At 66.8% G+C, this 26600-nt stretch carries 24 protein-coding genes and 1 tRNA gene; 10 read left to right on the forward strand and 15 right to left on the reverse strand.

The window, feature by feature from the left end; all coding sequences use genetic code 11:
- Positions 1-9 precede the first annotated feature (9 nt).
- Positions 10-2250, reverse strand: a complete 2241-nt coding sequence (gene ftsH, locus CCUG20998_RS25520) for an ATP-dependent zinc metalloprotease FtsH (RefSeq protein WP_020730871.1) — start codon at positions 2248-2250, stop codon at positions 10-12.
- Between the two features lie 241 nt (positions 2251-2491).
- On the opposite strand from ftsH, the gene CCUG20998_RS25525 reads away from it, so the two are divergent.
- The 3 genes from CCUG20998_RS25525 to CCUG20998_RS25535 are packed head-to-tail and all read left to right on the forward strand — an operon-like array spanning position 2492 to position 5657.
- Positions 2492-3457: an alpha/beta fold hydrolase gene (locus CCUG20998_RS25525; RefSeq protein ID WP_099052728.1), complete on the forward strand. Its 966-nt coding sequence runs from the start codon at positions 2492-2494 to the stop codon at positions 3455-3457.
- Positions 3451-4644 (forward strand): LLM class flavin-dependent oxidoreductase, encoded by a 1194-nt coding sequence (locus CCUG20998_RS25530; RefSeq protein ID WP_036456734.1) that lies wholly within the window; start codon positions 3451-3453, stop codon positions 4642-4644. Before CCUG20998_RS25525 ends, CCUG20998_RS25530 begins: the two co-directional genes overlap by 7 nt.
- Positions 4644-5657: a zinc-binding dehydrogenase gene (locus CCUG20998_RS25535; protein ID WP_020730874.1), complete on the forward strand. Its 1014-nt coding sequence runs from the start codon at positions 4644-4646 to the stop codon at positions 5655-5657. The genes CCUG20998_RS25530 and CCUG20998_RS25535 overlap by 1 nt, the downstream gene beginning before the upstream one ends.
- 31 nt (positions 5658-5688) lie before the next feature.
- On the opposite strand, the gene CCUG20998_RS25540 is transcribed toward CCUG20998_RS25535, so the two are convergent.
- The 6 genes from CCUG20998_RS25540 to CCUG20998_RS25565 all read right to left on the reverse strand — a co-directional run bounded on the left by CCUG20998_RS25540 (position 5689) and on the right by CCUG20998_RS25565 (position 10258).
- Positions 5689-6945, reverse strand: a complete 1257-nt coding sequence (locus tag CCUG20998_RS25540; protein ID WP_038581030.1) for a PPE family protein — start codon at positions 6943-6945, stop codon at positions 5689-5691.
- Between the two features lie 12 nt (positions 6946-6957).
- Positions 6958-7257, reverse strand: a complete 300-nt coding sequence (locus CCUG20998_RS25545) for a PE family protein (protein ID WP_012396638.1) — start codon at positions 7255-7257, stop codon at positions 6958-6960.
- A 695-nt stretch (positions 7258-7952) separates the two neighbouring features.
- A complete protein-coding gene (locus CCUG20998_RS25550; protein ID WP_011740938.1) occupies positions 7953-8237 on the reverse strand; it encodes a WXG100 family type VII secretion target in 285 nt (94 codons plus the stop codon).
- 38 nt (positions 8238-8275) lie between these two features.
- Positions 8276-8572, reverse strand: coding sequence for a type VII secretion system effector EsxM (gene esxM / locus CCUG20998_RS25555; protein ID WP_012396639.1), 297 nt, complete (start codon positions 8570-8572; stop codon positions 8276-8278).
- Between the two features lie 131 nt (positions 8573-8703).
- Positions 8704-9945: a PPE family protein gene (locus CCUG20998_RS25560; RefSeq protein ID WP_103654041.1), complete on the reverse strand. Its 1242-nt coding sequence runs from the start codon at positions 9943-9945 to the stop codon at positions 8704-8706.
- A gap of 13 nt (positions 9946-9958) precedes the next feature.
- On the reverse strand, positions 9959-10258 hold the full coding sequence (locus CCUG20998_RS25565; protein ID WP_012396641.1) for a PE family protein: 300 nt from the start codon (positions 10256-10258) through the stop codon (positions 9959-9961).
- 816 nt (positions 10259-11074) lie between these two features.
- On the opposite strand from CCUG20998_RS25565, the gene CCUG20998_RS25570 reads away from it, so the two are divergent.
- Complete coding sequence (locus CCUG20998_RS25570) at positions 11075-11821, forward strand: SIMPL domain-containing protein (protein ID WP_036456735.1); 747 nt, start codon at positions 11075-11077, stop codon at positions 11819-11821.
- A 25-nt stretch (positions 11822-11846) separates the two neighbouring features.
- Here the strand turns inward: CCUG20998_RS25570 and hpt are convergent, their stop codons facing one another.
- From hpt to dacB, 4 genes are read right to left on the reverse strand one after another with little or no spacing between them, the layout of a single operon-like run.
- Complete coding sequence (hpt, locus tag CCUG20998_RS25575; protein ID WP_036456736.1) at positions 11847-12455, reverse strand: hypoxanthine phosphoribosyltransferase; 609 nt, start codon at positions 12453-12455, stop codon at positions 11847-11849.
- A 53-nt stretch (positions 12456-12508) separates the two neighbouring features.
- The gene (gene tilS / locus CCUG20998_RS25580) at positions 12509-13480 is read right to left on the reverse strand and encodes a tRNA lysidine(34) synthetase TilS (RefSeq protein WP_012396644.1); all 972 of its coding nucleotides are present in this window, start codon (positions 13478-13480) and stop codon (positions 12509-12511) included.
- Positions 13459-14517 (reverse strand): zinc-dependent metalloprotease, encoded by a 1059-nt coding sequence (locus tag CCUG20998_RS25585; protein WP_020730879.1) that lies wholly within the window; start codon positions 14515-14517, stop codon positions 13459-13461. Before CCUG20998_RS25585 ends, tilS begins: the two co-directional genes overlap by 22 nt.
- Positions 14514-15899 carry a D-alanyl-D-alanine carboxypeptidase/D-alanyl-D-alanine endopeptidase gene (gene dacB / locus CCUG20998_RS25590; RefSeq protein ID WP_012396646.1) on the reverse strand — a complete coding sequence of 462 codons (1386 nt, stop codon included), beginning with the start codon at positions 15897-15899 and terminating at the stop codon, positions 14514-14516. Before dacB ends, CCUG20998_RS25585 begins: the two co-directional genes overlap by 4 nt.
- A gap of 140 nt (positions 15900-16039) precedes the next feature.
- Between dacB and CCUG20998_RS25595 the strand changes: the two genes are divergently transcribed.
- Positions 16040-16528, forward strand: coding sequence for an inorganic diphosphatase (locus tag CCUG20998_RS25595; RefSeq protein ID WP_020730880.1), 489 nt, complete (start codon positions 16040-16042; stop codon positions 16526-16528).
- Positions 16529-16536: 8 nt separating this feature from the next.
- Here CCUG20998_RS25595 and CCUG20998_RS25600 read toward each other — a convergent pair whose 3' ends face one another.
- Entirely contained in the window at positions 16537-17613 is a 1077-nt protein-coding gene (locus CCUG20998_RS25600) for a DUF475 domain-containing protein (RefSeq protein ID WP_020730881.1), read from the reverse strand.
- Between the two features lie 143 nt (positions 17614-17756).
- On the opposite strand from CCUG20998_RS25600, the gene CCUG20998_RS25605 reads away from it, so the two are divergent.
- Genes CCUG20998_RS25605 through CCUG20998_RS25615 form a run of 3 tightly spaced genes read left to right on the forward strand, consistent with a single transcriptional unit; the run spans position 17757 to position 20139 of the window.
- Positions 17757-19052, forward strand: coding sequence for a hypothetical protein (locus tag CCUG20998_RS25605; RefSeq protein WP_099052670.1), 1296 nt, complete (start codon positions 17757-17759; stop codon positions 19050-19052).
- 35 nt (positions 19053-19087) lie between these two features.
- Entirely contained in the window at positions 19088-19801 is a 714-nt protein-coding gene (locus CCUG20998_RS25610; protein ID WP_099052671.1) for a glycosyltransferase family 2 protein, read from the forward strand.
- Entirely contained in the window at positions 19798-20139 is a 342-nt protein-coding gene (locus CCUG20998_RS25615; protein WP_011741846.1) for a DUF2304 domain-containing protein, read from the forward strand. Before CCUG20998_RS25610 ends, CCUG20998_RS25615 begins: the two co-directional genes overlap by 4 nt.
- A 15-nt stretch (positions 20140-20154) precedes the next feature.
- On the opposite strand, the gene CCUG20998_RS25620 is transcribed toward CCUG20998_RS25615, so the two are convergent.
- Positions 20155-21099 carry an NAD-dependent epimerase/dehydratase family protein gene (locus CCUG20998_RS25620; RefSeq protein ID WP_020730884.1) on the reverse strand — a complete coding sequence of 315 codons (945 nt, stop codon included), beginning with the start codon at positions 21097-21099 and terminating at the stop codon, positions 20155-20157.
- A gap of 32 nt (positions 21100-21131) precedes the next feature.
- Here CCUG20998_RS25620 and CCUG20998_RS25625 point away from each other — a divergent pair, with 32 nt between their 5' ends.
- Positions 21132-22916, forward strand: coding sequence for a hypothetical protein (locus CCUG20998_RS25625; protein WP_020730885.1), 1785 nt, complete (start codon positions 21132-21134; stop codon positions 22914-22916).
- 131 nt (positions 22917-23047) lie between these two features.
- Positions 23048-25093, forward strand: a complete 2046-nt coding sequence (locus tag CCUG20998_RS25630; protein ID WP_038581038.1) for a PE family protein — start codon at positions 23048-23050, stop codon at positions 25091-25093.
- A 16-nt stretch (positions 25094-25109) separates the two neighbouring features.
- On the opposite strand, the gene CCUG20998_RS25635 is transcribed toward CCUG20998_RS25630, so the two are convergent.
- Positions 25110-25182: transfer RNA gene (locus CCUG20998_RS25635), tRNA-Thr, on the reverse strand.
- 79 nt (positions 25183-25261) lie between these two features.
- Positions 25262-26467 carry a DNA polymerase III subunit delta' gene (locus CCUG20998_RS25640; RefSeq protein WP_036457064.1) on the reverse strand — a complete coding sequence of 402 codons (1206 nt, stop codon included), beginning with the start codon at positions 26465-26467 and terminating at the stop codon, positions 25262-25264.
- Between the last annotated feature and the right edge of the window lie 133 nt (positions 26468-26600).

Genomic DNA, 26600 nt, shown 5'->3' on the forward strand with positions numbered 1-26600 from the left:
CTCCGTTCGTCAGCCGTGGGCCGGGGGGTTGGACCGGCTTACGTCCCTGTCCTGCTGCTCGGACGACTCGTCGGTGTCCGATGGCTGATCGGGGGAATAGCCCGATGGTTGTGGCCGCTCCGACGGCGGGGGCCACCCGGGAGCGCGCCAGCCCGCCGGGGCGCCGTAGTCGGGATGGCTGCCGGGGTGCGCGTCGGCGCCTCGAGAGCCGTTAGGGCCGCGTCCGGTCCCTTCGCTGGCCGACTGCGCCGCCTGGGCGGCCTGCGCCGCCTGGGTAGCCTGCGCGATGGCTTGCTTGAACGCCGGCTCCGGCATCGGCTGCGGCCAGGGTTCACCGCGCTCGATGGCCAGTTCGCCCGGTGTCTTGATCGGCGGCTTGTCCGACGGAATCCGGCCGCCGAAATCGTCGAACATGGTGAGTCGGGGCCGCTTTTCCACGTCGGAGAAGATCGACTCCAGCTCCGGCCGGTGCAGTGTTTCCTTTTCCAGCAGCTGGCCGGCCAGGGTGTCGAGCACGTCGCGATATTCGGTGAGAATCTCCCAGGCTTCGGTGTGGGCCGCCTCGATGAGCTTGCGCACCTCTTCGTCGATTTCGCGGGCGACTTCGTGCGAGTAGTCCGACTGGGTGCCCATGGAGCGGCCCAAGAACGGGTCACCGTGCTCGGTGCCGTACTTGACCGCGCCCAGCCGCGCGCTCATGCCGTACTCGGTGACCATCGCCCGAGCGACCTTGGTCGCCTGCTCGATATCGGACACCGCACCCGTGGTCGGCTCCCGGAACACCAATTCCTCGGCGGCGCGCCCGCCCATCGCGAAGACCAGCTGCGCGATCATCTCCGAACGGGTCCGCAGCCCCTTGTCCTCCTCGGGCACCGCTACCGCATGACCACCGGTTCGTCCCCGGGCCAGGATGGTGACCTTGTAAACGGGATCGATGTCGGGCATCGCCCAGGCCGCCAGGGTATGACCGCCCTCGTGATAGGCGGTGATCTTCTTCTCGTGCTCGCTGATGATCCGCCCTTTGCGGCGTGGGCCGCCGATGACCCGGTCTACCGCCTCTTCCAAGGCGGGACCGGTAATGACGGTGCCGTTCTCGCGGGCGGTGAGCAGCGCCGCCTCGTTGATGACGTTGGCCAGATCGGCCCCGGTCATGCCGACAGTCCGTTTTGCCAGCCCGTCCAGGTCAGCGCCGTCAGCGATCGGCTTTCCCTTGGAATGCACCCGCAGGACCGCCCGGCGTCCGGCGAGGTCAGGGTTGGTGACCGGGATCTGGCGGTCAAAGCGACCGGGACGCAGCAGCGCCGGGTCCAGAATGTCGGGCCGGTTGGTGGCCGCAATCAGGATCACGCCGGCGCGATCGCCGAACCCGTCCATTTCGACCAGCAGCTGGTTGAGGGTCTGTTCCCGCTCGTCGTGGCCGCCACCGAGGCCGGCGCCGCGTTGGCGGCCGACCGCGTCGATCTCGTCAACGAAGATGATGCATGGGCTGTTCTGTTTGGCCTGCTCAAACAGGTCCCGCACCCGGGATGCACCCACCCCGACGAACATCTCGACGAAGTCGGATCCGGAAATGGTGAAAAACGGCACCCCGGCCTCGCCCGCCACGGCGCGAGCCAGCAACGTCTTACCGGTTCCCGGCGGGCCGTAGAGCAACACGCCCTTGGGGATCTTGGCGCCCAGCGCCTGGTAGCGGGACGGATTCTGCAGGAAATCCTTGATCTCGTAGAGCTCCTCGACCGCTTCATCGACGCCGGCGACGTCGGCGAATGTGGTCTTGGGCATGTCCTTGGACAGTTGCTTGGCACGCGATTTCCCGAAGCCGAAGCCCATCCGGGCGCCGCCCTGCATGCGGGAGAACATCACGAAAAGGCCTACCAGCAGCAGCAGCGGCAGCACGTAAACCAACAGCTCGCCCAGGATGCTGCCCTGGTTGACCACCGTGGCGACCTTGGCGTTCTTGGCGGTCAAGGCATTGAATAGGTCGACCGCGTAACCGGTGGGGTACTTGGTGATGACCTTGTCGGAACCGTCGGTGTCGCTGCTGCTCTTCTTCAAGACCAGCCGCAGCTGCTGCTCACGGTCATCGATTTGCGCGCTCTTGACGTTGTCGGCGTTGATCTGCGACATCGCCACCGAGGTGTCGACCGGCTTGTAACCGCGGGTGTCGTCACTGAAGTAGAAGAACGACCAGCCGAGCACCACCACCACGGCGACCGCCGTCACGGTGCGGATCACGTTTTTTCGGTTCATCAATCTTCGGCCGTGCCGGCCTGGTCCTTCCAAATACGCAGCTGGAAATGTCAAGGCTACCGCTAGACCAACGACCGGTAGTTCCGGATGGTTGCAGTAGCACGGCAATCCGGCGAAAGGCATGGCTCACACCGGCGGTTGCGCAGCGGGCACGATCGGGCAAAGCGGACCGCGGCCGGGCGGCGGCCACCCTGAACAACAAGCCCTTCTCACCGATGTGGCGTTGTGCTTTGGTGAAATGGTGGCTACATCAACCGAGCGGTTAGTCGACACCAACGGCGTGCGGTTGCGCGTGACCGAGGCCGGCGAGCGGGGTGCGCCGGTGGTGATATTGGCCCACGGCTTCCCCGAACTGGCCTATTCCTGGCGGCACCAGATCCCGGTGCTTGCCGAGGCCGGCTACCACGTGCTGGCCCCCGATCAACGCGGCTACGGGGGTTCCTCTCGCCCCGAAGCGATCGAGGACTACGACATCCACCAGCTGACCGCAGACCTGGTAGGCCTGCTCGACGACGTCGGCGCCGAGCGTGCCGCCTGGGTGGGCCATGACTGGGGTGCTGTCGTGGTGTGGAATGCGCCCTTGCTGCACCCCGACCGCGTCGCCGCGGTCGCCGGCCTCAGCGTTCCGGTGCTGCCCCGCGCCCAGGTGCCGCCAATCCAGGCATTCCGCCAGCGCTTCGGCGAGCACTTCTTCTACATCCTCTATTTCCAGCAGCCCGGGGTGGCCGACGCCGAACTCAATGGTGACCCGGCTCGCACGATGCGCCGGATGATCGGCGGCCAACGATCCCCGACCGATCAGGGCGCGGCCCTGCGGATGGTCGCCCCCGGCCCCGAGGGCTTCATCGACCGACTGCCGGAGCCCGACGCGCCGCCCAGCTGGATCAGTCGCGACGAGCTGGATCATTACATCAGCGAGTTCACCCGCACCGGATTCACCGGCGGGCTCAACTGGTACCGCAATTTCGACCGCAACTGGAAAACCACCGCCGATCTCGAGGGCGCCACCATCACGGTTCCGTCGTTGTTCATGGCCGGCACAAAGGATCCGGTGTTGTCTTTCGCCCGTAGCGATCGGGCATCGGAAGTGATCACCGGTCCATACCGCGAAGTGATGGTTGAGGGCGCCGGGCACTGGCTGCAGCAGGAACGGCCGGACGAGGTCAACGCCACACTTCTCGACTTCCTCAAAGGAGTGCAATGGTGACCGATGCGCCGCTGAAATTCGGAGTCTTCATCACACCGTTTCACCCGACTGGCCAATCGCCGACGGTGGCTCTGGAATACGACATGGAGCGCGTTGTCGCCCTGGACCGCCTCGGCTACGACGAGGCCTGGTTTGGTGAACACCATTCCGGCGGCTACGAGCTGATCGCCTGCCCGGAAGTGTTCATTGCGGCCGCCGCCGAACGGACCAAGCACATCCGGCTGGGCACCGGGGTGGTGTCGCTGCCGTATCACCACCCGCTCATGGTGGCCGACCGATGGGTGCTGCTCGATCACCTCACCCGGGGCCGGGTCATGTTCGGCACGGGCCCGGGGGCGCTGCCATCGGACGCCTACATGATGGGCATCGATCCGATCGACCAGCGCCGGATGATGCAGGAATCCCTGGAAGCGATCCTGGCTCTGCTGCGCGCCGCACCGGGTGAACGCATCGACCGCCACTCCGATTGGTTCACCCTGCGCGACGCGCAGTTGCACATCCGCCCGTACACCTGGCCCTATCCCGAGATCTCGACGGCAGCCATGATCTCGCCGTCGGGTCCGCGGCTGGCCGGCAGCCTGGGTACGTCGCTGCTGTCGCTGTCGATGTCGGTGCCCGGCGGCTATGCGGCGCTCGAGAACACCTGGCAGGTGGTGTGCGAGCAGGCCGCCAAGGTCGGCCGGGCGGAGCCCAACCGCCGCGACTGGCGCGTGCTGTCCATCATGCACCTGTCGGATACCCGCGACCAGGCGATCCAAGACTGCATCTACGGGCTGCCGGATTTCTCGAAGTACTTCGGCGCGGCCGGGTTCGTTCCGCTGTCCAACGCGATGGACGGCGCCGAAGGCACTCGCGAGTTCGTCGAAGACTATGCGGCCAAGGGAAATTGCTGCATCGGAACCCCCGAGGACGCGATCGCATACATCGAAGATCTGCTCAATCGCTCGGGCGGCTTCGGGACTCTGCTGCTACTCGGGCATGACTGGGCATCACCGCAAGCGACCTTCCATTCCTATGATCTGTTTGCCCGCAAGGTGATTCCGTATTTCAAGGGACAACTCGAGGCGCCGCGCGCCTCGCACGAATGGGCCAGGGACAAGCGTGAGGACTTGATCGGCCGCGCCGGTCAAGCCGTGGTAGCGGCAATTACCGAACACGTGACCGAGCACGGAGAAGGTCAGACCTGATGCGGGCGTCCGTGCTGCGCAATGGACACATGACCTATCGCGACGATGTGGCCGAACCCACCCCCGGGCCGGGCCAGGTGCTGGTCGGAGTGCGAGCATGCGGAATCTGTGGATCGGACCTGCATTTCGCCGCGCATGGGCCAGAAGTGTTGGCAATGAGTTCGCGACTCTCACACGGCGACGGCCACACGAACACCGACTTGAGCCGTGATGTCTTCATGGGTCACGAGTTCTGCGCCGAGGTGATCGAGGCCGGACCCGACACCGACACCTACCCCGCGGGGACGCTCGTCACGTCCATCCCGGTGTTGCTGTCCGCCAAGGGAGTCGAGCCCATCTTCTCCAGCAACGACACCATCGGCGGGTACGCCGAGCGGATGTTGCTCTCGGCGCCGCTGCTGCTGCCCGTCCCCAACGGGCTGGACTTCAGGGATGCCGCCCTGACCGAACCCATGGCGGTGGGATTACATGCGGTGAACAAGGCCGGCGTCGACGTTGGCGACACCGCCCTGGTGCTCGGTTGCGGGCCCATCGGCATCGCGATCATCGCGGCCCTGCGGATGCGCGGTGTCGAAACGATTGTGGCATCCGACTTTTCGCAGAAGCGGCGCGAGCTGGCCAGCATCATGGGAGCTCACCAGACGGTCGACCCGGCCGTCTCGTCACCGTTCGAGCACGTCAAGGCCACCGTGGTGTTTGAAGCGGTGGGAGTCCCGGGGATGATCGACGAGGTAATTCTGCGGGCACGTCCGGGCACCCGGTTGATCGTCGCCGGGGTATGCATGCAGCCCGACACCGTGCATCCGTTCTTCGCGATCACCAAAGAGATCAACGTGCAGTTTGTGCTCGCCTATGACCCCGAAGAGTTCGCCACTTCACTGCGGGCACTTGCCGAGGGACTCATAGACGTCAGCCCGCTCATCACCGGCGAGGTGGAACTGGCCGGGGTCGGCGCCGCCTTTGACGACCTCGCCGACCCCGAACGCCACTGCAAGGTTCTCGTCACCCCCTAGCCCGGTTACCCCGACGTCGCGGCGCGTTGGCCTAGCCGGCGGCCGGCGGGCGCGTCATCACCCTGGGATGAAACCCATATCGGGGAGGGGCCGCCGAGGCGGCGAAGCCGCGCGCGGGTGTGCCATGAGCCGGCAAACCGCCAAAGACATGTTGGCTGGGGTCGGCGGCCGCGGCGGCAGCGGCAACGGAGCTGAGCGGAACGGTTGCAACGCGGCCCAACCCGGGCATCGAACTCGCCCAAGCGTTGGGTACCGACAGGCCCCCGATCTGGGCGGCCCTGCCAATCCCCCCGAGACCACTCGACACGCCCGACAACGGCAGTTTCGGCAGCGCTTGTGGCAGGGCCTCGACCGCCTTGGCGGCTTCCTGGCCCGCGTGCGCGGCAGCCGGGAAGAGACTGTGGGACAAACCGTCGATGTCTTTCAACGCCGTGGTGGTGAGCCGGAAGGGCGAAACCAGCCTGATATAGGTGTTCGATAGCGTGCTGGCATCCAGCGTCGACGACCCGGTGAGACCCGCTACCAGTGCGCCGAGTGCGCCGCTTAACACGATCCCGTCGCCGTTGGGCGTCCACTTCCAGCCGATCAGGCCGAGCGCACGCAAGATCTGTTCCGGCGAGGGCACCAACGCCGCCTCCGAGAGTCCCCGCAGCGCGTTGGGCAGCTGTTCCACCAATTGCTGCAACGACTGCGCATCCCCCGCGAGGAGATCGCCGGTGGCCCGGCCGACTGCGGCGGCCTGAGCGGCCGGTCCGTTCGCGGTGGTAGCGGGCCGAGGCGGAACGAACGAGGTCAGGTCGGCCGCCGCCGCGGCCGTCGCCGCATATTGGTACATCGCATTCGCGTCCTGAGCCCACATTTCGGCGTACTCGGCTTCCACTACCGCGATGGCCGGGGTGTTCTGACCGAAGAGGTTGGTCGCCACCAGCGTCGCCAACATCGCCCGATTGGCGGCTACCACCGCGGGCGGCACTATCCCGGCAAACGCCGCCTCGTAGGCACTCGCCGCCGCCGCCGCTTGCCTCCCGACCTGTTCAGCCTGCGCGGCGGTTGCGCTCAGCCAGGCCAGATGCGGCGCGGCAGCAGCCGACATGGCCGCGGCGGCGGGCCCCGACCATGGTCCGGAAACCAGCCCGGACAGCAGTGAACGATAAGAGTTCGCAGTGCACTGCAACTCGGCGCCCAGCGCCTGCCAAGCCGCCGCGGCGGCCAACATCGATCCTGAACCGGGTCCGGAATACATCAACGTGGAGTTGACTTCTGGCGGTAGGAGCGCGAAATCCAGCATGTGCGGCCTCGCCTAGCTGACCGCGACGGTGTTGGCGGCCTCGGTTGCCGCATACGAACCAGCGGAGATACCCAGCACGGTCACCAGCTGATCCTGTACCGCCGCGGCCTGAGCGCTGATCGCCTGATACACCCTTGCATGGGCGGCGAACTGGGCTGCCGTCAACATCGACACCAGGTCTGCCGCCGGGGGGACCACTCCTGTCGTCGGAGCTACCGCGACCTCGTCCCCGGCGCGCGCCGCCGAGTTGATGGCCTGCAGCTCCAATGCGACTCCAGCCACAATCTCCGGCTGAGCAGTCACGTGCGACATCGCTCTCCTTTCAAGAACCAATTGAGCCAATAACGTCCAGCGACGAACGGCGCTGACGCTGATCGGCAATCAGGCTAAGGGACTCAAGGGACCACAAAAACCACGAGAGATGACCAACACCAGGCGTAAACATCTTGTTCAGAATCGGTTTAACAACGATTCAAATTCAGCGACACATCTGAGCCCTATTTCACAATGCCCAAACGCTTCGCATTCGATGAATTCAAGTCCCCAAGGGGCGCAAAACGCGGCATGAGGGGAATTTTCGGCGCGGCGCGTGTCGTCGCCGACCAGCGGTATTAGCCAACCGGATTCGACCCCACCTGGCCTTTTGCCACCTGCAGCCAGCGCCTCCTCGGGGCAACCCCCCGGTTGACAGCGGAGGGCTCTCCGACGAAATCCGCCCCGCTTGTCCAGATTGTGTACGATGCTTATCAATAGGGAAAGTATTTTTGTTGCCGTAGGACATATTGGCCCCGACCAACCGGAGATCAATGATTTAGGGGGCCGCCATGGTTTCGGCACCGCAAATGCGGAAATAGGTAAGTGCACGGCGGTCACCCGAACGCGCGTCGACATCAACACCCAGGTCAACTGCCCCATAAACGGACTTACCCGCCTCCCGGGTATCACCCCCGGGAGGCGGGTAAGCCATCACGCGGCCCGATTAGGGCCGCTGCGTACCTGCCGCGGACTCAGGCCCAGCTGGAGCCGACGGCGCTGTCGGTCTGCGCCATGTTGTTGCCGGCGGCCTGAACCTTCTGGCCGTGCGAGTTGGCCTGCTCGTAGATCACCTGGAAGTTGCGACCCAACTGGGTGATGAACTCCTGGCAAGCCACCGAACCGGCGCCGCCCCAGAAGTCACCGGCGGCCAGCACATCGCGAACGATGGCCTGGTGCTCGGCCTCCAAGGAGGCGGCCTGGGCGCGGATGAGCGCACCGTGGGCGTCGACATCGCCGAACTGGTAATTGATGGTCATTGGTTTTGTCCTCCTGAATCGAAGCTGTCGGGCCGGTACTAGCTGCTGAGGATCTGCTGGGAGGCCTGCTCTTGCTGCTCGTAGTTGTTCGCGTCGCGAACCAGCCCGTCGCGCACCCCGTGCAGCATGTTGACGATGTTGCGGAAAGCGGTGTTCATCTGGCCCATGGTGTCCAGTGAGGTTGCCGAGGCCATACCGCTCCAGCCCGCGCCGGCGATGTTCTGCGAGGACGCCCACATCCGGCGGGCCTCGTCCTCGACGGTCTGGGCGTGCATTTCGAAACGGCCCGCCATGTCCCGCATCGCATGCGGGTCGGTCATAAAACGTGTGGTCATGCGAATGCCTCTCGTGTACGAGTTGTCAAATCCGTTGCTAGATCAAGGTGAATCGCGAGCCTCGCCCCTTCCCTCGAAGATCCCGCTGTACAGCAGTGCGATCACCCCGCGTTGATCGTATGTGTTCTTCGTCACCCTCCGGCGGGCGGGTGCACGACCATCGTCGGCTTGAAGCCATAGCGCGGTGCGGCGAAGTGCGCCGCCATTCCGCGCCCGACACCACTGGCGGGCATCAGTGGCACTCCACCCACCGCCGCCTGCGCCGGCTCGGCCGCGGCGGCCCCGAGGCTGTTGACCGTCACGATGGCCGGGTTCGCCGCGGCACCGACGGAGTTCATCCACGAGGTTGGCACCGAAAGCCCAGTGACCGACGCCGCCTTACCGACGGCTCCGGTAATCCCGCCCAGACCGACGCCCGGAAGCGACGGCAGTACCGCCGGCAATTCCTTGGCGGCCTCGGCCGCCGCTTTGGCGCCTTCTTGAGCGAACTTGGGCAGGTCATGGGCCAGGCCCACATAGTCCTTGAACTGAGTTACCGCCAACCCGGCCGGACTCACCCATTTGCTGAAGGTGTCCATGAATACGCCGGCATCCACTTCGGCGGAGCCGGTCACTCCCTGGACGATGTCGCCCAGGGCGCCGCCCACGATGATTCCGTCACCGTTGGAGTTCCAGGCGTGCCCGGTCAAGCCGATCGCGCCAGTGAGGTCGGTGAGCCAAGGGGGTTCGTTGGATATTCCGGCCAGCTGCGAGAGCGCCTTGGGAATCTCCGCCAGTGCCTGTGAGTCCACCGCCCCGTTCAATGCCTGACCGACCGCGGCGGCCTGATTGGCCAGGCCCGCCGCGCTGACGGTCTGCGCCGCCGGGTCGAACGGCGCCAACTGCGCGGCCGCCGCCGACGAGCCGGCATAGCCGTACATTGCCGCCGCGTCCTGCGCCCACATTTCGCCGTACTGCGCCTCGGTGGCCGCGATAGCGCCCGTGTTCTGTCCGAGGAAGTTCGTCGCCATCAGGGCCATCAACAACGCCCGGTTGGCCGCGATCACCGGCGGCGGGACCGTCGCGACAAAGGCCGCCTCGTAGGCTCCGGCCGCGGCCACGGCTTGACTACCGGCCTGCTCGGCAAGTGCGGCTGTGTTTCTCAACCACTCCACCTGGGGCATGGCGGCCGCGACCATGTTCGCCGCGGACGGCCCCTGCCAGGGCCCGTCGGTCAGTTCGGTCACCAAAGCGTCGTAGGTGGACGCGGTTGCTTGCAGCTCGGCGGCCAACACGTCCCAGGCAGCGGCGGCGGTCAGCATCGGCCCGGAGCCGGGCCCGGAATACATCAGCGCGGAGTTGACCTCCGGGGGCAATTGCGCGAAATCCAACATGACCCGGTGTCTCCTAGCCGATGGTGGCCGCGTTGGCGGCCTCGGTGGCCGCGTACGAACCCGCACTGATGCCCAGCGTGGTGGCCAGCTGCTCCTGGACCGCCACCGCCTGGGCTCCAATCTGCTGATACAGCTGGGCGTGCGCGGCAAACTGCGACGCGGTCAGCAGCGACACCAGATCGGCGGCGGCGGGCACCACGCCGGTGGTCGGTACCGCGGCCGCGACGTTCCCGGCCTGCACCGCCACGTTGATGGACTGCAATTCCGCCGCAGTCGCTGCCAGCACATCTGTCTGCGCAAGCATGATCGACATGAGTTTCCCTCTCCCTCAATTCTTAATTGCAGCAACAGCTTTCGGTGACCGATGACTGTCCGTCCCCCATTGCTGAAGCAGATCGCAGGACACGTTAGGGCAGATACGTAGGAAAACCACAGGCTTCACACAGCCTGTTCACTGCTGAGTCGGTAACAATTCATTTGCTGTGCCAAACGCGCAGGTAAATATCTTCTTTTGTATGAAACATATTTGAATCAAATATGATTTGAGTTCTATATGAATTTTGCCGATATCGAAGACAGGCGCCTTCTGTCGTGCATTCCGGGCGAGCGACGGGGCCGCGCCGAAGGCCCCAGCCACCCGCCTCCGACGGTTTGTATCCCCGCTACACCCCGCCCGCGGCCGCCGTGGACAGCCCCCTACTAATCAACAAATTGCCGCTAATCAACCTGTTCAGCGGCGGATTCTGGCCGCAGCGCCGGGCCGCGATCCGGCGCTATCACCAGGACCACGGCCCCGGTCGCGCCGCGGCGGCAAGTACCCGGGCGGGGGTGGTGGCCCAACCGGGGCCCACGGCTCGACGTCGGACTAGCCGACTCTTGCAAAGCACAAAAACTGGGTCTGCTATAGGGGTGCAGAATTGTTGAGCCAAACTTGGGTTGGATTGGAATTTTTCAACGTAAAGGTCGTAAATATGACATTTGCTGACAGTCTTTCGGGGGCCAATGTCCGGTCACGGGGGCCGGCGCTTTCCCAGGAATCAAAGATGAACAAGAAGTGAATTGAGAACATCTGGGAGCCGACAACGGCGCACCCGCCGGTCGACTCCGCGCGGCGACTAGGGTGCCAGGCATGCCAATCCAATGGAGCACACCGGGATTCGCCCGCAGATTGATTGCCTTGGCCGTGGCCGGTGCGGCCGCCGGCTGCCTGAGCGGGTGCGACTCCCACACCGCGGCGGCGCCCGGCGCAAATCCACGTCCGGTGACCGTGTTCGGGTCCGGGCAGGTGCAGGGCATCCCGGACACCCTGACCGCGCAGGTCGGCATTGAGTTCACTTCTCAGGACGTCACCGGCGCGATGAGCCAGGCCAACGCTCGGCAGCAGGCGGTCATCGACGCCCTGGCGAACGCCGGGGTGGACCGTAAGGACATTCGCACCACCGAGGTGTCGCTACAGCCCCAGTACACCAGCCCAGAGCCCGGCGCAGCGGCGGCGATCAGCAGCTATCGCGCCGATAATGCGATCGAAGTCAAGATCCGTCCACCCGATGCCGCATCACGCCTACTGGAACTCATCGTCAACACCGGCGGCGACGCCACCCGGATCAGTTCGGTGAGCTACTCGATCGAGGACGACTCGCAACTGGTCAAGGACGCGCGCGCCCGGGCATTCGAGGACGCCAAGAGCCGCGCGCAGCAATACGCCCAGTTGTCCGGGCTGCGGCTGGGCACGGTGCTTTCCATCTCCGAAGGAGTCGGCACCAGGCCCTCGCCCGGCGAGATGAACACGCCGGCGCCACGCACCTCGATGGTGCCGCTGGAACCAGGCCAGCAGACGGTGAGCTTCTCGGTGACCGCGGTGTGGGAGCTGACCTGAGTTTCCGGTCGGCAGAGCGCGCTCGCTACTGGTAGACCCTGGGATCGAGGGTGCCGATGTAGGACAGGTCGCGATAGCGCTCGTCGTAGTCCAAGCCGTAACCCACCACGAAGTCATTCGAAATGTCGAAGCCCACGTAGGTGATGTCGACGTTGGCCCCCACCGCCTCGGGCTTGCGTAGCAAGGTGCACACCCGCAACGACTTGGGTTGCCGGCTCTTGAGGTTGCGCAACAGCCAGGACAGCGTCAGTCCGGAGTCGACGACATCCTCGACGATCAGCACGTCGCGACCGGCGATGTCGCGGTCCAGGTCCTTGAGAATCCGCACCACTCCCGACGACGACGTCGAGGACCCGTAGGAGCTGACCGCCATGAACTCAAATTGCGTAGGCAACGGAATCGCACGGGCGAGATCTGTGACGAACAGCACGGCGCCCTTGAGCACCGTGATCAACAGCAGGTCCTGATCGCTGGTGTCGGCCAGCTCGCGATAGTCGTTGCCGATCTGGGCCGCGAGCTCGTCTATTCGACGCTGAATCTGCTCCTCATTGAGCAGCACGGATTTGATATCACCTGGGTACAACTCGCCTGCATGTCCGGGGGTGATCGCCGAGGAGCTCTGGGCCACGTGCACAGCGTGCCATGTCCGCGCCCGAACAACCAACGCCAGTCCCCATCTTCACCGACTCAGATTGGCTCGGACCGCAGAGTCAGCAGGCCGCCACCTCGTCCGGCGACCAGACGCCGCGCCTTCAAATTCGATCCGACCGCCACCCCGCCCTGGCCTCGCCAGGCGGTGACCAGCGCGTCCACGCCCCTGATCTGCTTGTCGGTCAGCCCGATCGCCCCGCCGGCCAGCAGCCAACTGCGGATCACTCGCCGACGCACTGGGTCGGGCAGCGTAGCCAGCACGCTGGTGTCCAGGCCGGAATCGACGACGGCGGTGGGCAGCGCCTCGGCGGCGATGGCGTCGAGCAGCTCGGTGTCCGCGCGCAGCGCGGTCGCGGTGCGCGCCAACGCCGCAGCCACACCCCCACCCAGCACTTCCTCCAACAGCGGCAGCACTTCGGCACGTAACCGCGTCCGGGTGAAGCGCCGGTCGCTGTTGTGCGGGTCCTGCCATGCGGTCAGGCCCAGCTCCCGGCACGCATCATGGGTCACCCCGCGACGCACCCCCAGCAAGGGCCGACACCATGGTGGATCGTGCGGACGCATGCCGGCGATCGAGCGAGCGCCCGAACCGCGGCCGAGCCCCAGCAACACCGTCTCGGCCTGATCGTCGAGGGTGTGGGCCAGCAGCACCGGGCCATCGCGGTGGGCGTCCAGCGCGCCGTAGCGGGCGGTGCGCGCCGCCGCCTCCAGCCCACCCCCGGCCCCGGCCGGATTGCCCACCTGGACCCGGAGCACCCGTGCGGCCACGCAACCCAACGAGACGGCCTGGGCCCGGGCGGTTTCGCTGACCGCGGCCGAATCCGGCTGCAGGCCGTGGTCGACGATCAGCGCGGTGGTGGGCCGCAGCCGCGCCGCCACGGCGGTGAGCGCCAGCGAATCCGGACCGCCGGACAGCCCGATACTCCATCGGTCGGTGGCGTCGAGATGGGTCGACGCGAACTTCTCGACGGCCCTGCGCAGTTGCGCTACAGCACCCTGTCGATCCATCGCCGCGGATTCTCCAGCTCAGCCGGCAGGGGCAGCGTCTGCGGACTCGTCCAGATGGTGTTGAACCGCTTCATCCCGACCCGGGCCACCACGTCGTCGACAAACGCTTTGCCGCGCGTGTACTGGTTGAGTTTGGCGTCGAAGCCCAACAACGCGCGCAACAACCGCTGCAGTGGCGGCTGCTTGCGTTGCCGGCGCTCGTCGAAGCGACGACGGATGACGGCAACCGAGGGCACCACCATCGGCCCCACCGCATCCATCACGTGTTCGGCATGGCCCTCCAACAGCGTGCCCAGCGCCAGCAGCTGATCCAGCGCCTGACGCTGCGGCTCGGACTGCACGGCACGCACCACACCGAGAATCCCCGTCACATTGCCCGAATCGTCGCCAGGATCGTTGCGGTTGCGCACGAAGTTCGCCAGCCGGCTCACCACCTGTCCGATGTCGTCGGCGGGTTCGGTGGTGAGCAGACCGAGCGCCTGCTGCATGTAGCCGGCCAACCACGGGTTGGCGGTGAACTGGACCCGGTGGGCGACCTCGTGCAGGCAGACCCACAGCCGGAAATCGGATGGGTCGACCCGCAGTTGTCGCTCAACGGCGATGACGTTGGGATACACCAGCAGCAGACCGCCCATGCCGGCCGCGTCCGCGGCGGCGAACGGATCGTACTGACCGAGAATTCCCGAGGCCACGAACGCCAGCACCGCACCCGTCTGCGCACCGGTGATACGCCCGGTGAGCAGTCCGCGCGGCTTCTCGGCCCCGTTGGTCATGGCCCGCATCGACTCCGCGGCGGCCCGTATCCACTCCGGCCGGTCCACAACGCGGGCCGCGGGCACATCACCGGTGGTGATCAAACCGGTGACGTCGCGCACCGGCGGCTCCGCTTGCTCGGCCGCGCGCATCAATTCGTCGACCGCCTGGCGTCGGGTGTAGTCACTGGACGGCGGACCGGGGCGGGCCAGCCGCTCCCCCACCGTGGCCGCAAACTGCCAGTCGACGGTGTTGCCCAGGGTCACATCCGAGGCCGCGGTCATGTTGTGCACCCGCAAGACCACAGCGTGGTGGCCAACGCGTCCATCGCGTTGCGTCCGTTCGGCCCGGCATCGTTGGAGATGAACGCAAACGTGAGCACGCGTCCGCTGCTATCGGTGACCACACCGACCAAGGAGTTGATGGCGGTCAGCGAGCCGGTCTTGGCCCGCAACCAGCCCGCCGGGCCCAGGTTGGTGGCCCGGTCCAGGAAGCGTTCCCCGAGAGTGCCGCTACCGCCGGCGATCGGCAGCAGATCCAGTAGCGGGCGCAACGCGGGCTGATCCGGCCCCGCCGCGGCCTGTATCGCGTCGTCGAGCGTCCGGGCTGTCAGCCGGTCGTCAACCGAAAGCCCACTGGAATCCACCAGCCCCGCGCCGGTGGTGTTGATGTGGGCGGTGTTCAGCCGGGTGGTCACCGCATCGACCGCGCCGCTGAAGCTGCGCGGACGGTTGATGGCGGCCGCGACCTCGCGGGCGATGCACTCGGCCATCACGTTGTCCGAGGCGTTCATCATCTGGGAGAGCCGTTCGATCAACGGCGCCGACTGCACCACGGCCAGCTGGCGCGCCCCAGCGGGAGCCGAGGCGATGCTGACCGTTGCTGGATCCAGACCAAGGGCCCTGGCCAGTTCGCGTCCGGCGTCCAACGCCGGGGTCAGCGACCGTCGGGAGTTGACCGTGGTCGGCTGGACGCGACCGGCATCGATCATCGCCGCCTCGATCGGGGCGATGTCACCGTTGCCGACGTCGGCCGGATCCCAGCCCGGGGCCATCGTCGGCCCGGTAAAGGCGGAGATGTCGACTTGCACCGATGTCGGCGTCATGCCACTGCGGCGGATCTGATCGACCAAGTCGCTGATGCGCGCCGCGCCCCGGTACCAGGTTTCGACGCCGGGCGGTGCCGCCGACAGCGTCGGATCCCCGGCTCCGACCAACACCACCGGCCCCTGGCCGCTGGGGCTACCGGCCACCACGCGGGTGCTGATCCGGGCCTGACGGTCCAAGGTGAGCAGCGCCGCGGTGGCGGTCAGGACCTTGTTTGTCGATGCCGGCACCAGGGGTACGTCGTCGAGTTGCTGCCAAAGCACCTGGCCGGTCAGCGCATCGCTGACCCGACCGCCCAGCTTGCCCAAGTTCGGATCGGCCGCGGCCTGCGCCAGCGCGGCGGCCATCGCGCCCGAGTTGGGCACCACACCGGTGTCGGCCACGGCGGTGACCGCGGGCTTGACCGTCGGTGGACGCGGCGGCGGCACCACCAACCGCGCACTGGCCGCGCGGCCACCGACGGTGAAGAACGCTGCGGCGGCAACGACGGCGGCGACAAACGCCAGCACGGCCACCCCAAGGAACACCTGGGTGGATTTCCGCCAACGTTTGGGACCCATAACTCTCCTGTCTTTCCGGTCCCATTGTGCCCAACCGGCCACCCAGCAGGCCCACAGGACCGCTGCACTAGGGTGTCACCGGACGCATTTGACCTAATCCCAGGCCTCTTCTGGCCTCACTAAGTCAAAGGAGCCACGCGATGCAATTCGACGTGACTATCGAGATTCCCAAGGGCCAGCGCAACAAGTACGAGGTCGATCACGAGACCGGCAGGGTCAAACTGGACCGCTACCTGTACACCCCGATGGCCTACCCCACCGACTACGGCTTCATCGAGGACACCCTCGGCGAGGATGGCGACCCGCTGGACGCCCTGGTACTGCTGCCGGAGCCGCTGTTCCCGGGTGTGCTGGTGGAGGCTCGGCCGGTCGGAATGTTCCGGATGGTCGACGAAAAGGGTGGCGACGACAAGGTGCTGTGCGTCCCGGCCGGCGACCATCGTTGGGACCACATCCAGGACATCGACAACGTTCCGGCGTTCGAGCTGGAAGCCATCAAGCACTTCTTTGTCCACTACAAAGACCTCGAACCGGGCAAGTTCGTCAAGGCGGCCGACTGGGTGGGCCGCGAAGAGGCCGAGGCCGAGGTGATGCGGTCGGTGGAGCGGTTCAAGACCGACGGCCACTGATTTCCGGCTCAGCCGCCGGCTCGCCGGTTGCGCACCACGCTGTTGGTGAACGCCGCCCCGATAAACACCACGCCGATCGATGCCGTGATCCACTCGGGGATCTGCAGGTGGTGGTCGATGGACATCAGCATGATCACCGCGAGCGCACCGATCGCCCAGTGCGCGCCGTGTTCGAGGTAGACGTAGCGGTCCAGAGCGTCCTGTCGGACCAGATAGATCGTGATCGACCGAACGAACATGGCGCCCACCAAGCCCAGCCCTAACGCGATGACGATCGGGTCGCTCGTGATCGCGAATGCCCCGGTGACCCCGTCGAAGGAGAACGAGGCGTCGAGCACCTCGAGGTACATGAAGAGCATGAACCCGGCCTTGCCCACCGCCCCCCGGGCGACGAGTTCGCCAGGTCCGGCACCGACCTGAGGCGGCTGCAACGCCCGGCTCAATCCGTTGACCACGAGGTAGGTCACCAGACCCAGCAGCCCGGCGACCATTACGGTGCCCAGGTCGTCGCTGGAATCCGTCAACCCGGGACCAGCGAAGATCAGCGTCACGCACGCCACCATCACGTGGACCTGACCCAGCCGCCCGATCCGGGCGAACGGCGCCTCAATCCACTTCAGCCACTTGATCTCACGGTCGTTGAACACGAAATCCAGAAACAGCGTCAACAAGAACATCCCGCCGAACGCCGCGATCTGCGGGTGGGCCGCGCTGATCAGTTTCTCGTAGCTGGGTGAGCCGTCCGGGAAGTCCAGCGCGCCGCCGGGCGGCGGGTTCAGCGCCAACCTCATCGCGCGGACCGGATCAAGACCCGCGGTAACCCAGACGATGGTCAGCGGGAACACCAACCGCATTCCGAAGACGGCAATCACGATCCCGATGGTCAGGAACATCTGCTGCCAGAACTGGCTCATCTGCTTGAGGATCGTGGCGTTGATGATGGCGTTGTCGAACGACAGCGATATCTCCAGGATCGCCAGCACCACCAGCAGGAACAGCGCGGTCACTCCGCCGTGCCAATACCCGGCAACTAAAGCCGCCCCGGTCACCAGCAGCGACAACCCGAACACGCGGATCGTTGTCATGGGTCCTTTCCAGTGCACTTCATCTATACCCGAGAGCCCCTCAGGGCAAGCCAAAACAACGCCGAACCGGCCTGGCGAGCACCCGCGGCCCACACGCCTAGTATTTGCAAGCGTGGCTGCAAACGTGCCCAGCATCAGGTCGGTTGGCCGTTAGTGCTGCCACGGTGACCGAAGTAGGGGGAACAACGGGAGCGGCGGGCGCCTCTGGGAGGGCGATCGCGCGAGGCAGCGTGGCACGCGTCGGCACCGCCACCGCGGTCACCGCGCTGTGCGGTTATACGGTGATCTATCTGGCCGCCCGGGACTTGGCTCCCAGCGGCTTCTCCGTGTTCGGGGTGTTCTGGGGCGCATTCGGCCTGGTTTCCGGCGCCGCCAACGGGCTCCTGCAAGAAGCCACGCGCGAAGTCCGCTCCGCGCGGTACCTGGACGTCGTGCCGGAAGGAGGCCGCACCCATCCCCTGCGAATCGCCGGGATGGTCGGGCTGGCCTCGGCCGTGGTGATCGCGGGCAGCTCGCCGCTGTGGAGCGGGCGGGTGTTCGTGGAGGACCGCTGGTTGTCGGTGGGACTGCTCAGTGTGGGACTGGCCGGATTCTGTCTGCATGCCACGCTTTTGGGCATGCTGGCCGGCACCAACCGGTGGTCGCACTACGGATCGTTGATGGTGACCGACGCGATAATCCGAGTGGCGGTCGCGGCGGCAACGTTTGCCATTGGGTGGGGTCTGGTCGGCTTCCTGTGGGCGACGGTGGCGGGCTCGGTCTCCTGGCTGATTCTGCTGCTGGCTTCGCCCGTCGCGCGCGCGACGGCACGCTTGCTGACGCCGGGCAGCACGGCAACGTTCCTGCGGGGTGCCGCGCATTCCATCACCGCCGCCGGTGCCAGCGCGATTCTGGTGATGGGGTTTCCGGTCCTGCTGAAGCTGACCTCCAACGAGCTCGGCCCCCAGGGCGGGGTGATCATCTTGGCGGTGACCTTGACCCGTGCGCCGCTGCTGGTGCCGCTGACCGCGATGCAGGGAAACCTCATCGCCCATTTCGTCGACGAGAGCGCGCAGCGACTGCGGGCACTGATCTCGCCGGCCGCACTCATCGGCGGTATCGGTGCGATCGGGGTGCTGGCCGCGGGAGCGGTGGGCCCGTGGTTACTGCGTTCGGCCTTCGGGCAGCAATATCAGGCCAGCGGCGCCCTGCTGGCCTGGCTGACCGCGGCCGCCGTGGCGATCGCCATGTTGACGCTCACCGGAGCCGCGGCGGTGGCGGCCGCACTGCACCGGGCTTACTCACTAGGCTGGGTGAGCGCGACAGCGGCATCAGGGTTGCTGCTGCTGTTGCCGCTACCGCTGGAAGCCCGCACGGTGGTGGCGCTGTTGTGTGGCCCATTGGTAGGGATCGGTGTTCATCTGCTCGCGCTGGCGCGCGCCGGATACGCGAGCAGATGATGGGCACTGGCCAAGCGTGTAATTTGTGGGCCTAGATGGCCGTGAAAATGGATATTGATACGCATCACCCCGACGTCTGGATCGTCGTTCCCGCCTTCAACGAAGCCACCGTCATCGGCGAGGTGATCGCGCAACTGCGGTCAACCTTCGGCCATGTGGTGTGCGTGGACGACGGCAGCACCGACGGCACCGGCGATATCGCCCTGCGGGCCGGGGCTCACGTGGTGGCTCATCCGATCAATCTGGGCCAGGGCGCGGCCATCCAGACCGGGGTCGAATACGCCCGTAAGCAGCCGGGAGCCCAGATCTTCGCCACGTTCGACGCCGACGGTCAGCACCGCGTCAAGGACCTGGCCGCCATGGTGGATCGGTTGTCGGTCGGCGACGTCGACGTGGTGATCGGAACCCGCTTCGGGCGGCCCGTCGGGAGCCGCCCGCCCCTGCTGAAGCGAATTGTGCTGCAGACCGCGGCGCGCCTGAGTCCGCGCGGTCGCCGGTTGGGCCTGACCGATACCAACAACGGCCTGCGGGTGTTCAACAAGACCGTGGCCGATGGGCTGAACATCACCATGAGCGGGATGAGCCACGCCACCGAGTTCGTCATGCTGATCGCCGAAAACCATTGGCGCGTTGCCGAAGAACCCGTCGAGGTGCTCTACACCGACTACTCGAAGTCGAAAGGGCAGCCCCTGCTCAACGGCGTCAACATCATTTTCGACGGGTTTTTGCGAGGGAGGATACGACGATGAACTGGATCCAGGTGCTGTTGATCGGGTCGATCATCGCGTTGCTGTTCTATCTGCTGCGCTCCCGCCGCAGCGCCCGGTCGCGGGCATGGGTCAAAGTCGGCTACGTCCTATTCGTCCTGGCCGGTATCTACGCGGTGCTGCGACCGGACGACACCACGGTGGTCGCACATTGGTTCGGAGTGCGCCGGGGCACCGATCTGATGCTCTACGCGCTGATCATGGCGTTCAGCTTCACCACGCTGAGCACCTACATGCGGTTCAAAGACCTGGAGCTGCGCTACGCGCGGCTGGCCCGCGCCATAGCGCTCGAAGGAGCTCAGACACCGGAGCCACGCTGAGGCCGGCCCAGACAATCAGCTGCCGTGGGTTCGCCGGAAGTAGTCGACGGTGCGCCGCACCCCGTCTGCCAGTTCGACTTGCGGACACCAGCCCAGCACCTCTTCGGCCCGGCTGATGTCGAGGCAGGACCGTTTCAGGTCGCCCAGCCGCGGCGGGTGAAACTCCGGGTCGTCGGGGCCGCCGACGGCCGCGGCCACAGCTGAGTGCAGTTGGCGGTCCGAGGTTTCCACGCCGGTGCCGATGTTGAACCGTTGGCCGCCGCCCACGTCGCCGCCCGCCTTGACGAAGGCATCGACGACGTCGTCGACAAACACGTAGTCGCGGGTGTTGGTGCCGTCGCCGAACACCTTGGTGGGCTTACCCGACAGCAGCGCCTGCGCGAAGATCGCCACCACCCCCGCCTCGCCGTGCGGGTCTTGGCGCGGGCCGTACACATTGGCCGGGGCGATGTGGGAACACTCCAGGCCGTACAGATGCCGAAATGTGTTGAGGTAGATCTCCCCGGCAACCTTGCCGGCGGCATACGGCGATGCCGGGTCGGTGGGCACCCGCTCGCTGGTCGGGTACTGCGGCGGGGTGCCATAGATGGATCCGCCCGAGGAGGTATGCACCACCTTGCGGACGCCGGTGAGCCGGGCCGCTTCGGCCAGCCGCAGGGTACCGATGACATTGACCGAGGCGTCGAATTGCGGATCGGCCACCGAATGGCGGACGTCGATTTGCGCCGCCAGATGAAAAATCACTTCGGGCCGGTGCTGCTCGAAAATTGCCTGCAGATCCGCGTCCACGATGTCGGCTTCGACGAAGACATGCGCAAGGTTGTCGACCAGATGCTCGAGATTGGTCGCCCGGCCAGTTGCGAAATTATCCAGTCCGACCACCGTGTGACCGTCTGCCAGGAGACGGTCGACCAGTGTCGATCCGATGAAACCGGCCGCGCCGGTGACCAGTGCACGCACCGGCCCACAATACCGACCGGTAAGAAATAACCATGCCCACCCGGACCAGGCCCGTGCCCAAGGTCGCGGTGGCCGCCATCGCGCTGATCATGATTCAGCTGGGGGTTCGAGCCGTGCTGGCGTTCCGGGGGTATTTCTATTGGGACGATTTGATCCTGGTCGGCCGGGCCGGCACCCAGGACCTGCTCTCGGCGACCTACCTGTTCGACGACCATGACGGCCACGTCATGCCCGGCGCATTTCTGGTTGCCGGCATCATCATCCGGCTGATGCCGCTGGATTGGACCGGACCCGCGATCAGCCTGGTGGTGCTGCAGCTGCTGGCATCGCTAGCGCTGCTGCGAGCGCTCTACGTGATCCTGGGCTGGCGCCGGGTCTTGCTCATCCCGCTGACGTTCGCGCTGTTCACCCCGCTGGGGGTGCCCGGATTCGCGTGGTGGGCGGCGGCACTGAACTCGCTGCCGCTGCTGGCGGCGCTGGCCTGGGTGTGCGGTGACGCGATCCTGCTGATCCGCACCGGCAACCAGCGATACGCGGTGAGCGCGGTGCTCGCCTACTTCGCCGGCCTGCTGTTCTTCGAAAAGGCGGCGGTGGTCCCGTTCGTCGCCTTCGCGGTCAGCGCCCTGGTCTGCCATGTCGGCGGCGACAAGCGTCCGCTGCGCACGGCCTGGCAGGCCGGGATCCGGTTGTGGACGGCGGCGCTGGCGCTGACCGCCGGCTGGATGGTGCTCTATCTGGCCGTGGTTGACCAGAAGCGCTGGAGTGGGGATCTGGCAATGACCTGGGACCTGCTGTGTCGATCGATCACGCACGGCATCGTGGGGGGCCTGGCCGGCGGACCGTGGCGCTGGGATCGCTGGGCCCCGGCGTCCCCGTGGGCGACGCCGCCGCCGACGGTGATGGCGCTCGGATGGCTGGTGCTGGCCGGGCTACTCGGCTTGTCGCTGATCCGTAAACGACGCATCGGCGCGGTGTGGCTGACCGCGGCCGGCTACGCCGTCGCCTGCCAGGTGCCGATCTACCTGATGCGCTCATCGCGGTTCACCGCCCTGGAATTGGCGCAGACGCTGCGCTATTTCCCCGATCTGGTGGTGGTGTTGGCGCTGTTGGCCGCCGTCGCCTTGACCGCGGCGAATCGGCCGTCAGATTGGTTGAATGCCTCGCGCGTCCGGGCCAGCACGATCACCGCCGCGGCGATGCTATTCCTGGCCAGCAGCCTCTACTCGACGGCGACCTTTCTGACCAGCTGGCGCGACAACCCGACCAAGTCATACCTGCAGAATGCGGAAGCGAGCTTGGCTGGCGCCCAGATAAATTCGAATGCCCCGCTACTGGATCAAGAAGTCGATCCACTGGTGCTGCAACGGGTGGCCTGGCCGGAAAACCTGGCCAGCCATATGTTCGCACTGTTGCCGAACCGCCCCGATTTCGCGACGGCGACAACCAAACTGAGAATGTTTACCAGCTCTGGAAATTTGGTCGATGCGCGAGTTACCTGGATACGGACGATTGTTCCCGGCCCCATGCCCCAATGCGGCTATTTCGCGCAGCCAGACCAGCCCGCACGGCTGGTCCTGGACGGCCCGTTGCTACCCGCCGACTGGACCGTTGAACTCAATTATCTTGCCAACAGCGACGGGTCGATAACGCTGGCGCTGCCGGAGGGACCCGAGCGCAAAGTTCCGGTGCATCCGGGCCTCAACCGGGTCTACGCCCGGCTGCCAGGCGCCGGCGATGTGATCACCGTGCGAGCCAATACCACCGCATTGGCGGTGTGTGTCGCCTCCGGTCCGGTGGGTTTTCTGGCTCCCGAATAAGCGGCGCGATAATTCCCTTCCGGATGAATTAGTTGTCTCGAAGTTTTCTCCAAGACAATAACTTTCAGCGAAATTTGAAGGTAGCGTTGGCCCGCAAGTCAACAACGGTTTTCATGCCTAGGAGTACAGCGGTGTCATACGTGGTGGCGGCGTCAGACCTATTGACATCGACGGCGACAGAATTGGCACGCATCGACGCCGCGCTCAACACAGCCAATGCCGCGGCGGTGCTGCCGACGACCGTGCTGCAGGCCGCCGGCGCGGATGAGGTTTCGGCGGCGGTGGCCGCCCTGTTCTCCTCGCATGCCCGCGCCTATCAGGCACTCAGTGTCCAAGCCGGGCAGTTTCATCAGTGGTTCACCCAAACGCTGAGCGGCGCTGGACTGTCCTATGCCAGTGCCGAAGCCGCCAATGTCTCGCCCTTGCAGGTCCTCGAACGCGACGTGCTGGGACTGATCAACGCACCCACCCAGGCGCTGTTGGGCCGTCCCATCATCGGCAACGGCGCCGACGGCGCACCCGGCAGCGGGGCCAACGGCGCCGACGGCGGCATCTTGATCGGCAACGGCGGCACCGGCGGCTCCGGTGCGCCCGGCCAAAATGGCGGCGCCGGCGGCAACGCGGGGTTGCTCGGTAGCGGCGGCACCGGAGGTGTCGGTGGGGCCGGCGCCACCGGCGGCACCGGCGGCACCGGCGGCCTGTTCTGGGGCAACGGCGGCATCGGCGGCCAAGGCGGGACCGCCATGGCGGGCGTCAACGGCGGTAGTCCCGGGCATGGCGGAAACGGTGGCAACGCGTTCCTGTTCGGCGATGGCGGCACCGGGGGCCAGGGTGGGACCGGCCTGGCCGGGGCAGACGGTGTCAACCCCACCCCCACCGGGACAGCCGGAACCGGTGCCGCCGGCGGCAACGTTAGCGGCAATGGCCCCCTGACCGGGGGAAACGGCGATACCGGTGATACCGGTGGGACCGGCGAGACCGGCGGTACCGGAGGCGCCGGCGGCAGCGCCACTGCCTCATCGGGGTCGGCCACCGGGGGCAAGGGCGGGGCCGGCGGTGATCCCGGTGGCGGCGCCAATGGCGGGGCCGGCGGTGCCGGCGGGGACGCCGAGAGCTTCACGGGGCAAGCCCACGGGGGCGCCGGCGGCGACGGCAGTCAAGGCGGAATCCCCGGCGGCTCGGGTGGCGCGGGTGGCGATGGCGGCAAGGCCACCGGTTTGGCGAGTGGCATCGGCGGCGATGGCGGCGATGGCGGCCGCGGCTTTGCCACCGACGTCTCCGGGGGTACCGCCGGTGGCGGCGGGACCGGCGGCGACGGTGGCCGTGGCGGGCTATTGATCGGCAGCGGCGGCAACGGCGGGACCGGCGGGACTGGCGGGACCGGGGGCACCGGCGCCGCCGCCGGCGTTGGCGGCATCGGCGGCAACGGCGGCGACGCGACCGCAGCGAGCTCCGCCACCGGCGGTCATGGGGGCGACGGCGGAGACTCTGACCCCTCTGTCGGCACCGGCGGTAACGGCGGCACCGGGGGTAACGGCGGCAACGGCGGGGCGGCGAGCCTGCTGTTCGGCAATGGCGGTAGCGGCGGCGACGGCGGTGTTGGTGGGACCGGCGGCACCGGCGGTGCGGGGGGCTCGGGCGCCGGGGGCGGCGTCGGCGGAGACGGAAGCTCCCGTGGGGGCATCGGCGGTAACGGCGGCGCCGGCGCTAATTCGATGGCCATCGGTGGTGAGGGCGGCGTCGGGGGTAGGGGCGGTGACGCCGGGACCAGTGGCCTGTTGATCGGCAACGGCGGCGACGGCGGCAGCGGCGGCGCGGGCGGGACCGGCGGCACCGGCGGCGCGGGCGGCGCAGGAGCCGCGGGTGGTGCCGGCGGCAACGGATCCACCCAAATCGCCTTCGGCGGCGACGGCGGCGACGGCGGTGACGGCGGTGACGGCGCCCAGGGCGGCGAGGGCGGTGCCACCGGCTCGGTGGGCGGCATCGGCAGTCAGGGAGGCATCTTGTTCAGCCACGCCGGCGCCGACGGCTCGACGGGGGCCCCTGGCGCTGGGGGCGCGGGTGGTGCTGGCGGCGCCGCCGGCGGCTTCGGTGCCGGCGGCAGCGGGGCCACCGCGGGCGCAGACGGCAAAGCGGGCACCGCCGGCACGGCGGGCGCGACCGGCCCGCACGGCTGACCACCACAAACAAACGAGCCGCCTAGGAGAATCGAACTCCTGACCTATTCATTACGAGTGAATCGCTCTACCGACTGAGCTAAGGCGGCGTGCCCTCATTCCGGGCGGCACGAGTCTACGGCAGGCGGGCAGGTCCGCCCAAGTCCGGATCGACCGACCGGCCCCCCGCTACTGCAGTTCCTGCCCAATGGCTGCCACCATGGCGTCAACCGCAAATTTTGGCTTTACGTTGATCGACAGCGCTTCACGGCAGTTCAGCACGGCCTCGATGCAACGCAACAGCCGCTCCGGAGTCGCGTGTGCGGCCAGCGCAGCGACCCGGTCAGCCATGTCCGGATGGTTGGCCCGCGGCTGGTCGGCCTTCGCCGAAACCAGCAGCGCATCCCGAAAATAGGTGGCCAGGTCGATCAGGGCCCGGTCCAGCGCATCGCGCGCGGCCCGGGTGTGGCGGGACTTCTGCCGCCGTTCCAGGTCCTTGATCGCGCCGGCGGAGCCACGCATCGTGCCGGCAGTCCCTTTCCCGGTGCCACCAGCCCCCAGTGCGGTACGCAGCTCCTCGGTTTCGGCCTCGGCGCGATCGGAAGTCAGCGCCAGCGCCTCGGCCTCGGCGGCGGCGACCAACTCCTCGGCCGCGGCGTAGGCCCGCGCCGGCGTCGCGGCGTCACGAACCAGCCCCAACGCTCGCTCGCGTCGCTGCCGCGCCTCCGGGTCGGTGGCCAGCCGCCGCGCCCGGCCCACATGGCCACCGCTGACCGACGCCGCCCAATTCGCCGTCTCGGCCGCCAACCCATCGTTGTCGATCAGTACCTGGGCAATCGCGGTGGTCGGCGGCGTCACCAACGCGACATGGCGACACCGGGACCGCAACGTGACCGCGATGTCCTCGGGATCCACCGATGGTGCGCACAACAGGAACACCGTCGATGCGGGCGGCTCCTCGACCACCTTGAGCAGGGCGTTGGCCGCACCTTCGGTCAACCGATCGGCGTCTTCGATCAGCACGATCTGATGGCGCCCGGTGGTTGGGCGGCGCGATGCGATCTGCACGATCGCGCGCATGTCGTCAACTCCGATAGAGAGGCCTTCGGGAATCACCCGCCGCACGTCCGCGTGAGTCCCCGCCATGGTGGTCAAACAGGACCGACAACGTCCGCACCCCGGATCGCCGTCTGACGTGCACTGCAGCGCCGCGGCGAAGCACAATGCGGCGATTGACCGCCCCGAGCCCGGGGGCCCGGTGATCAGCCACGCATGTGTCATATCCCCGTCAAACCCTGAACTGTGAGTCGAATCACTGCGAGCTGACCTAGCGGCCGCGAGCAGCTCCGATTCCACCGCCCCCTGGCCTACCAGCCGCGCGAATACCCCAGACATCACCGTGGACACTATTAGTCCCCGCCGACAGATACCGATTGGCTACCGTTTCGCGACATTTCCGTTATCTTTCCCGTCTCGAGTCGACTCGGTAACGACTTGCCGAGTCCCACGTAGGTTTCCGGCGAGTCCC

The organism is Mycobacterium marinum, from assembly GCF_003391395.1.
Taxonomy (GTDB): Bacteria; Actinomycetota; Actinomycetes; order Mycobacteriales; family Mycobacteriaceae; genus Mycobacterium; species Mycobacterium marinum.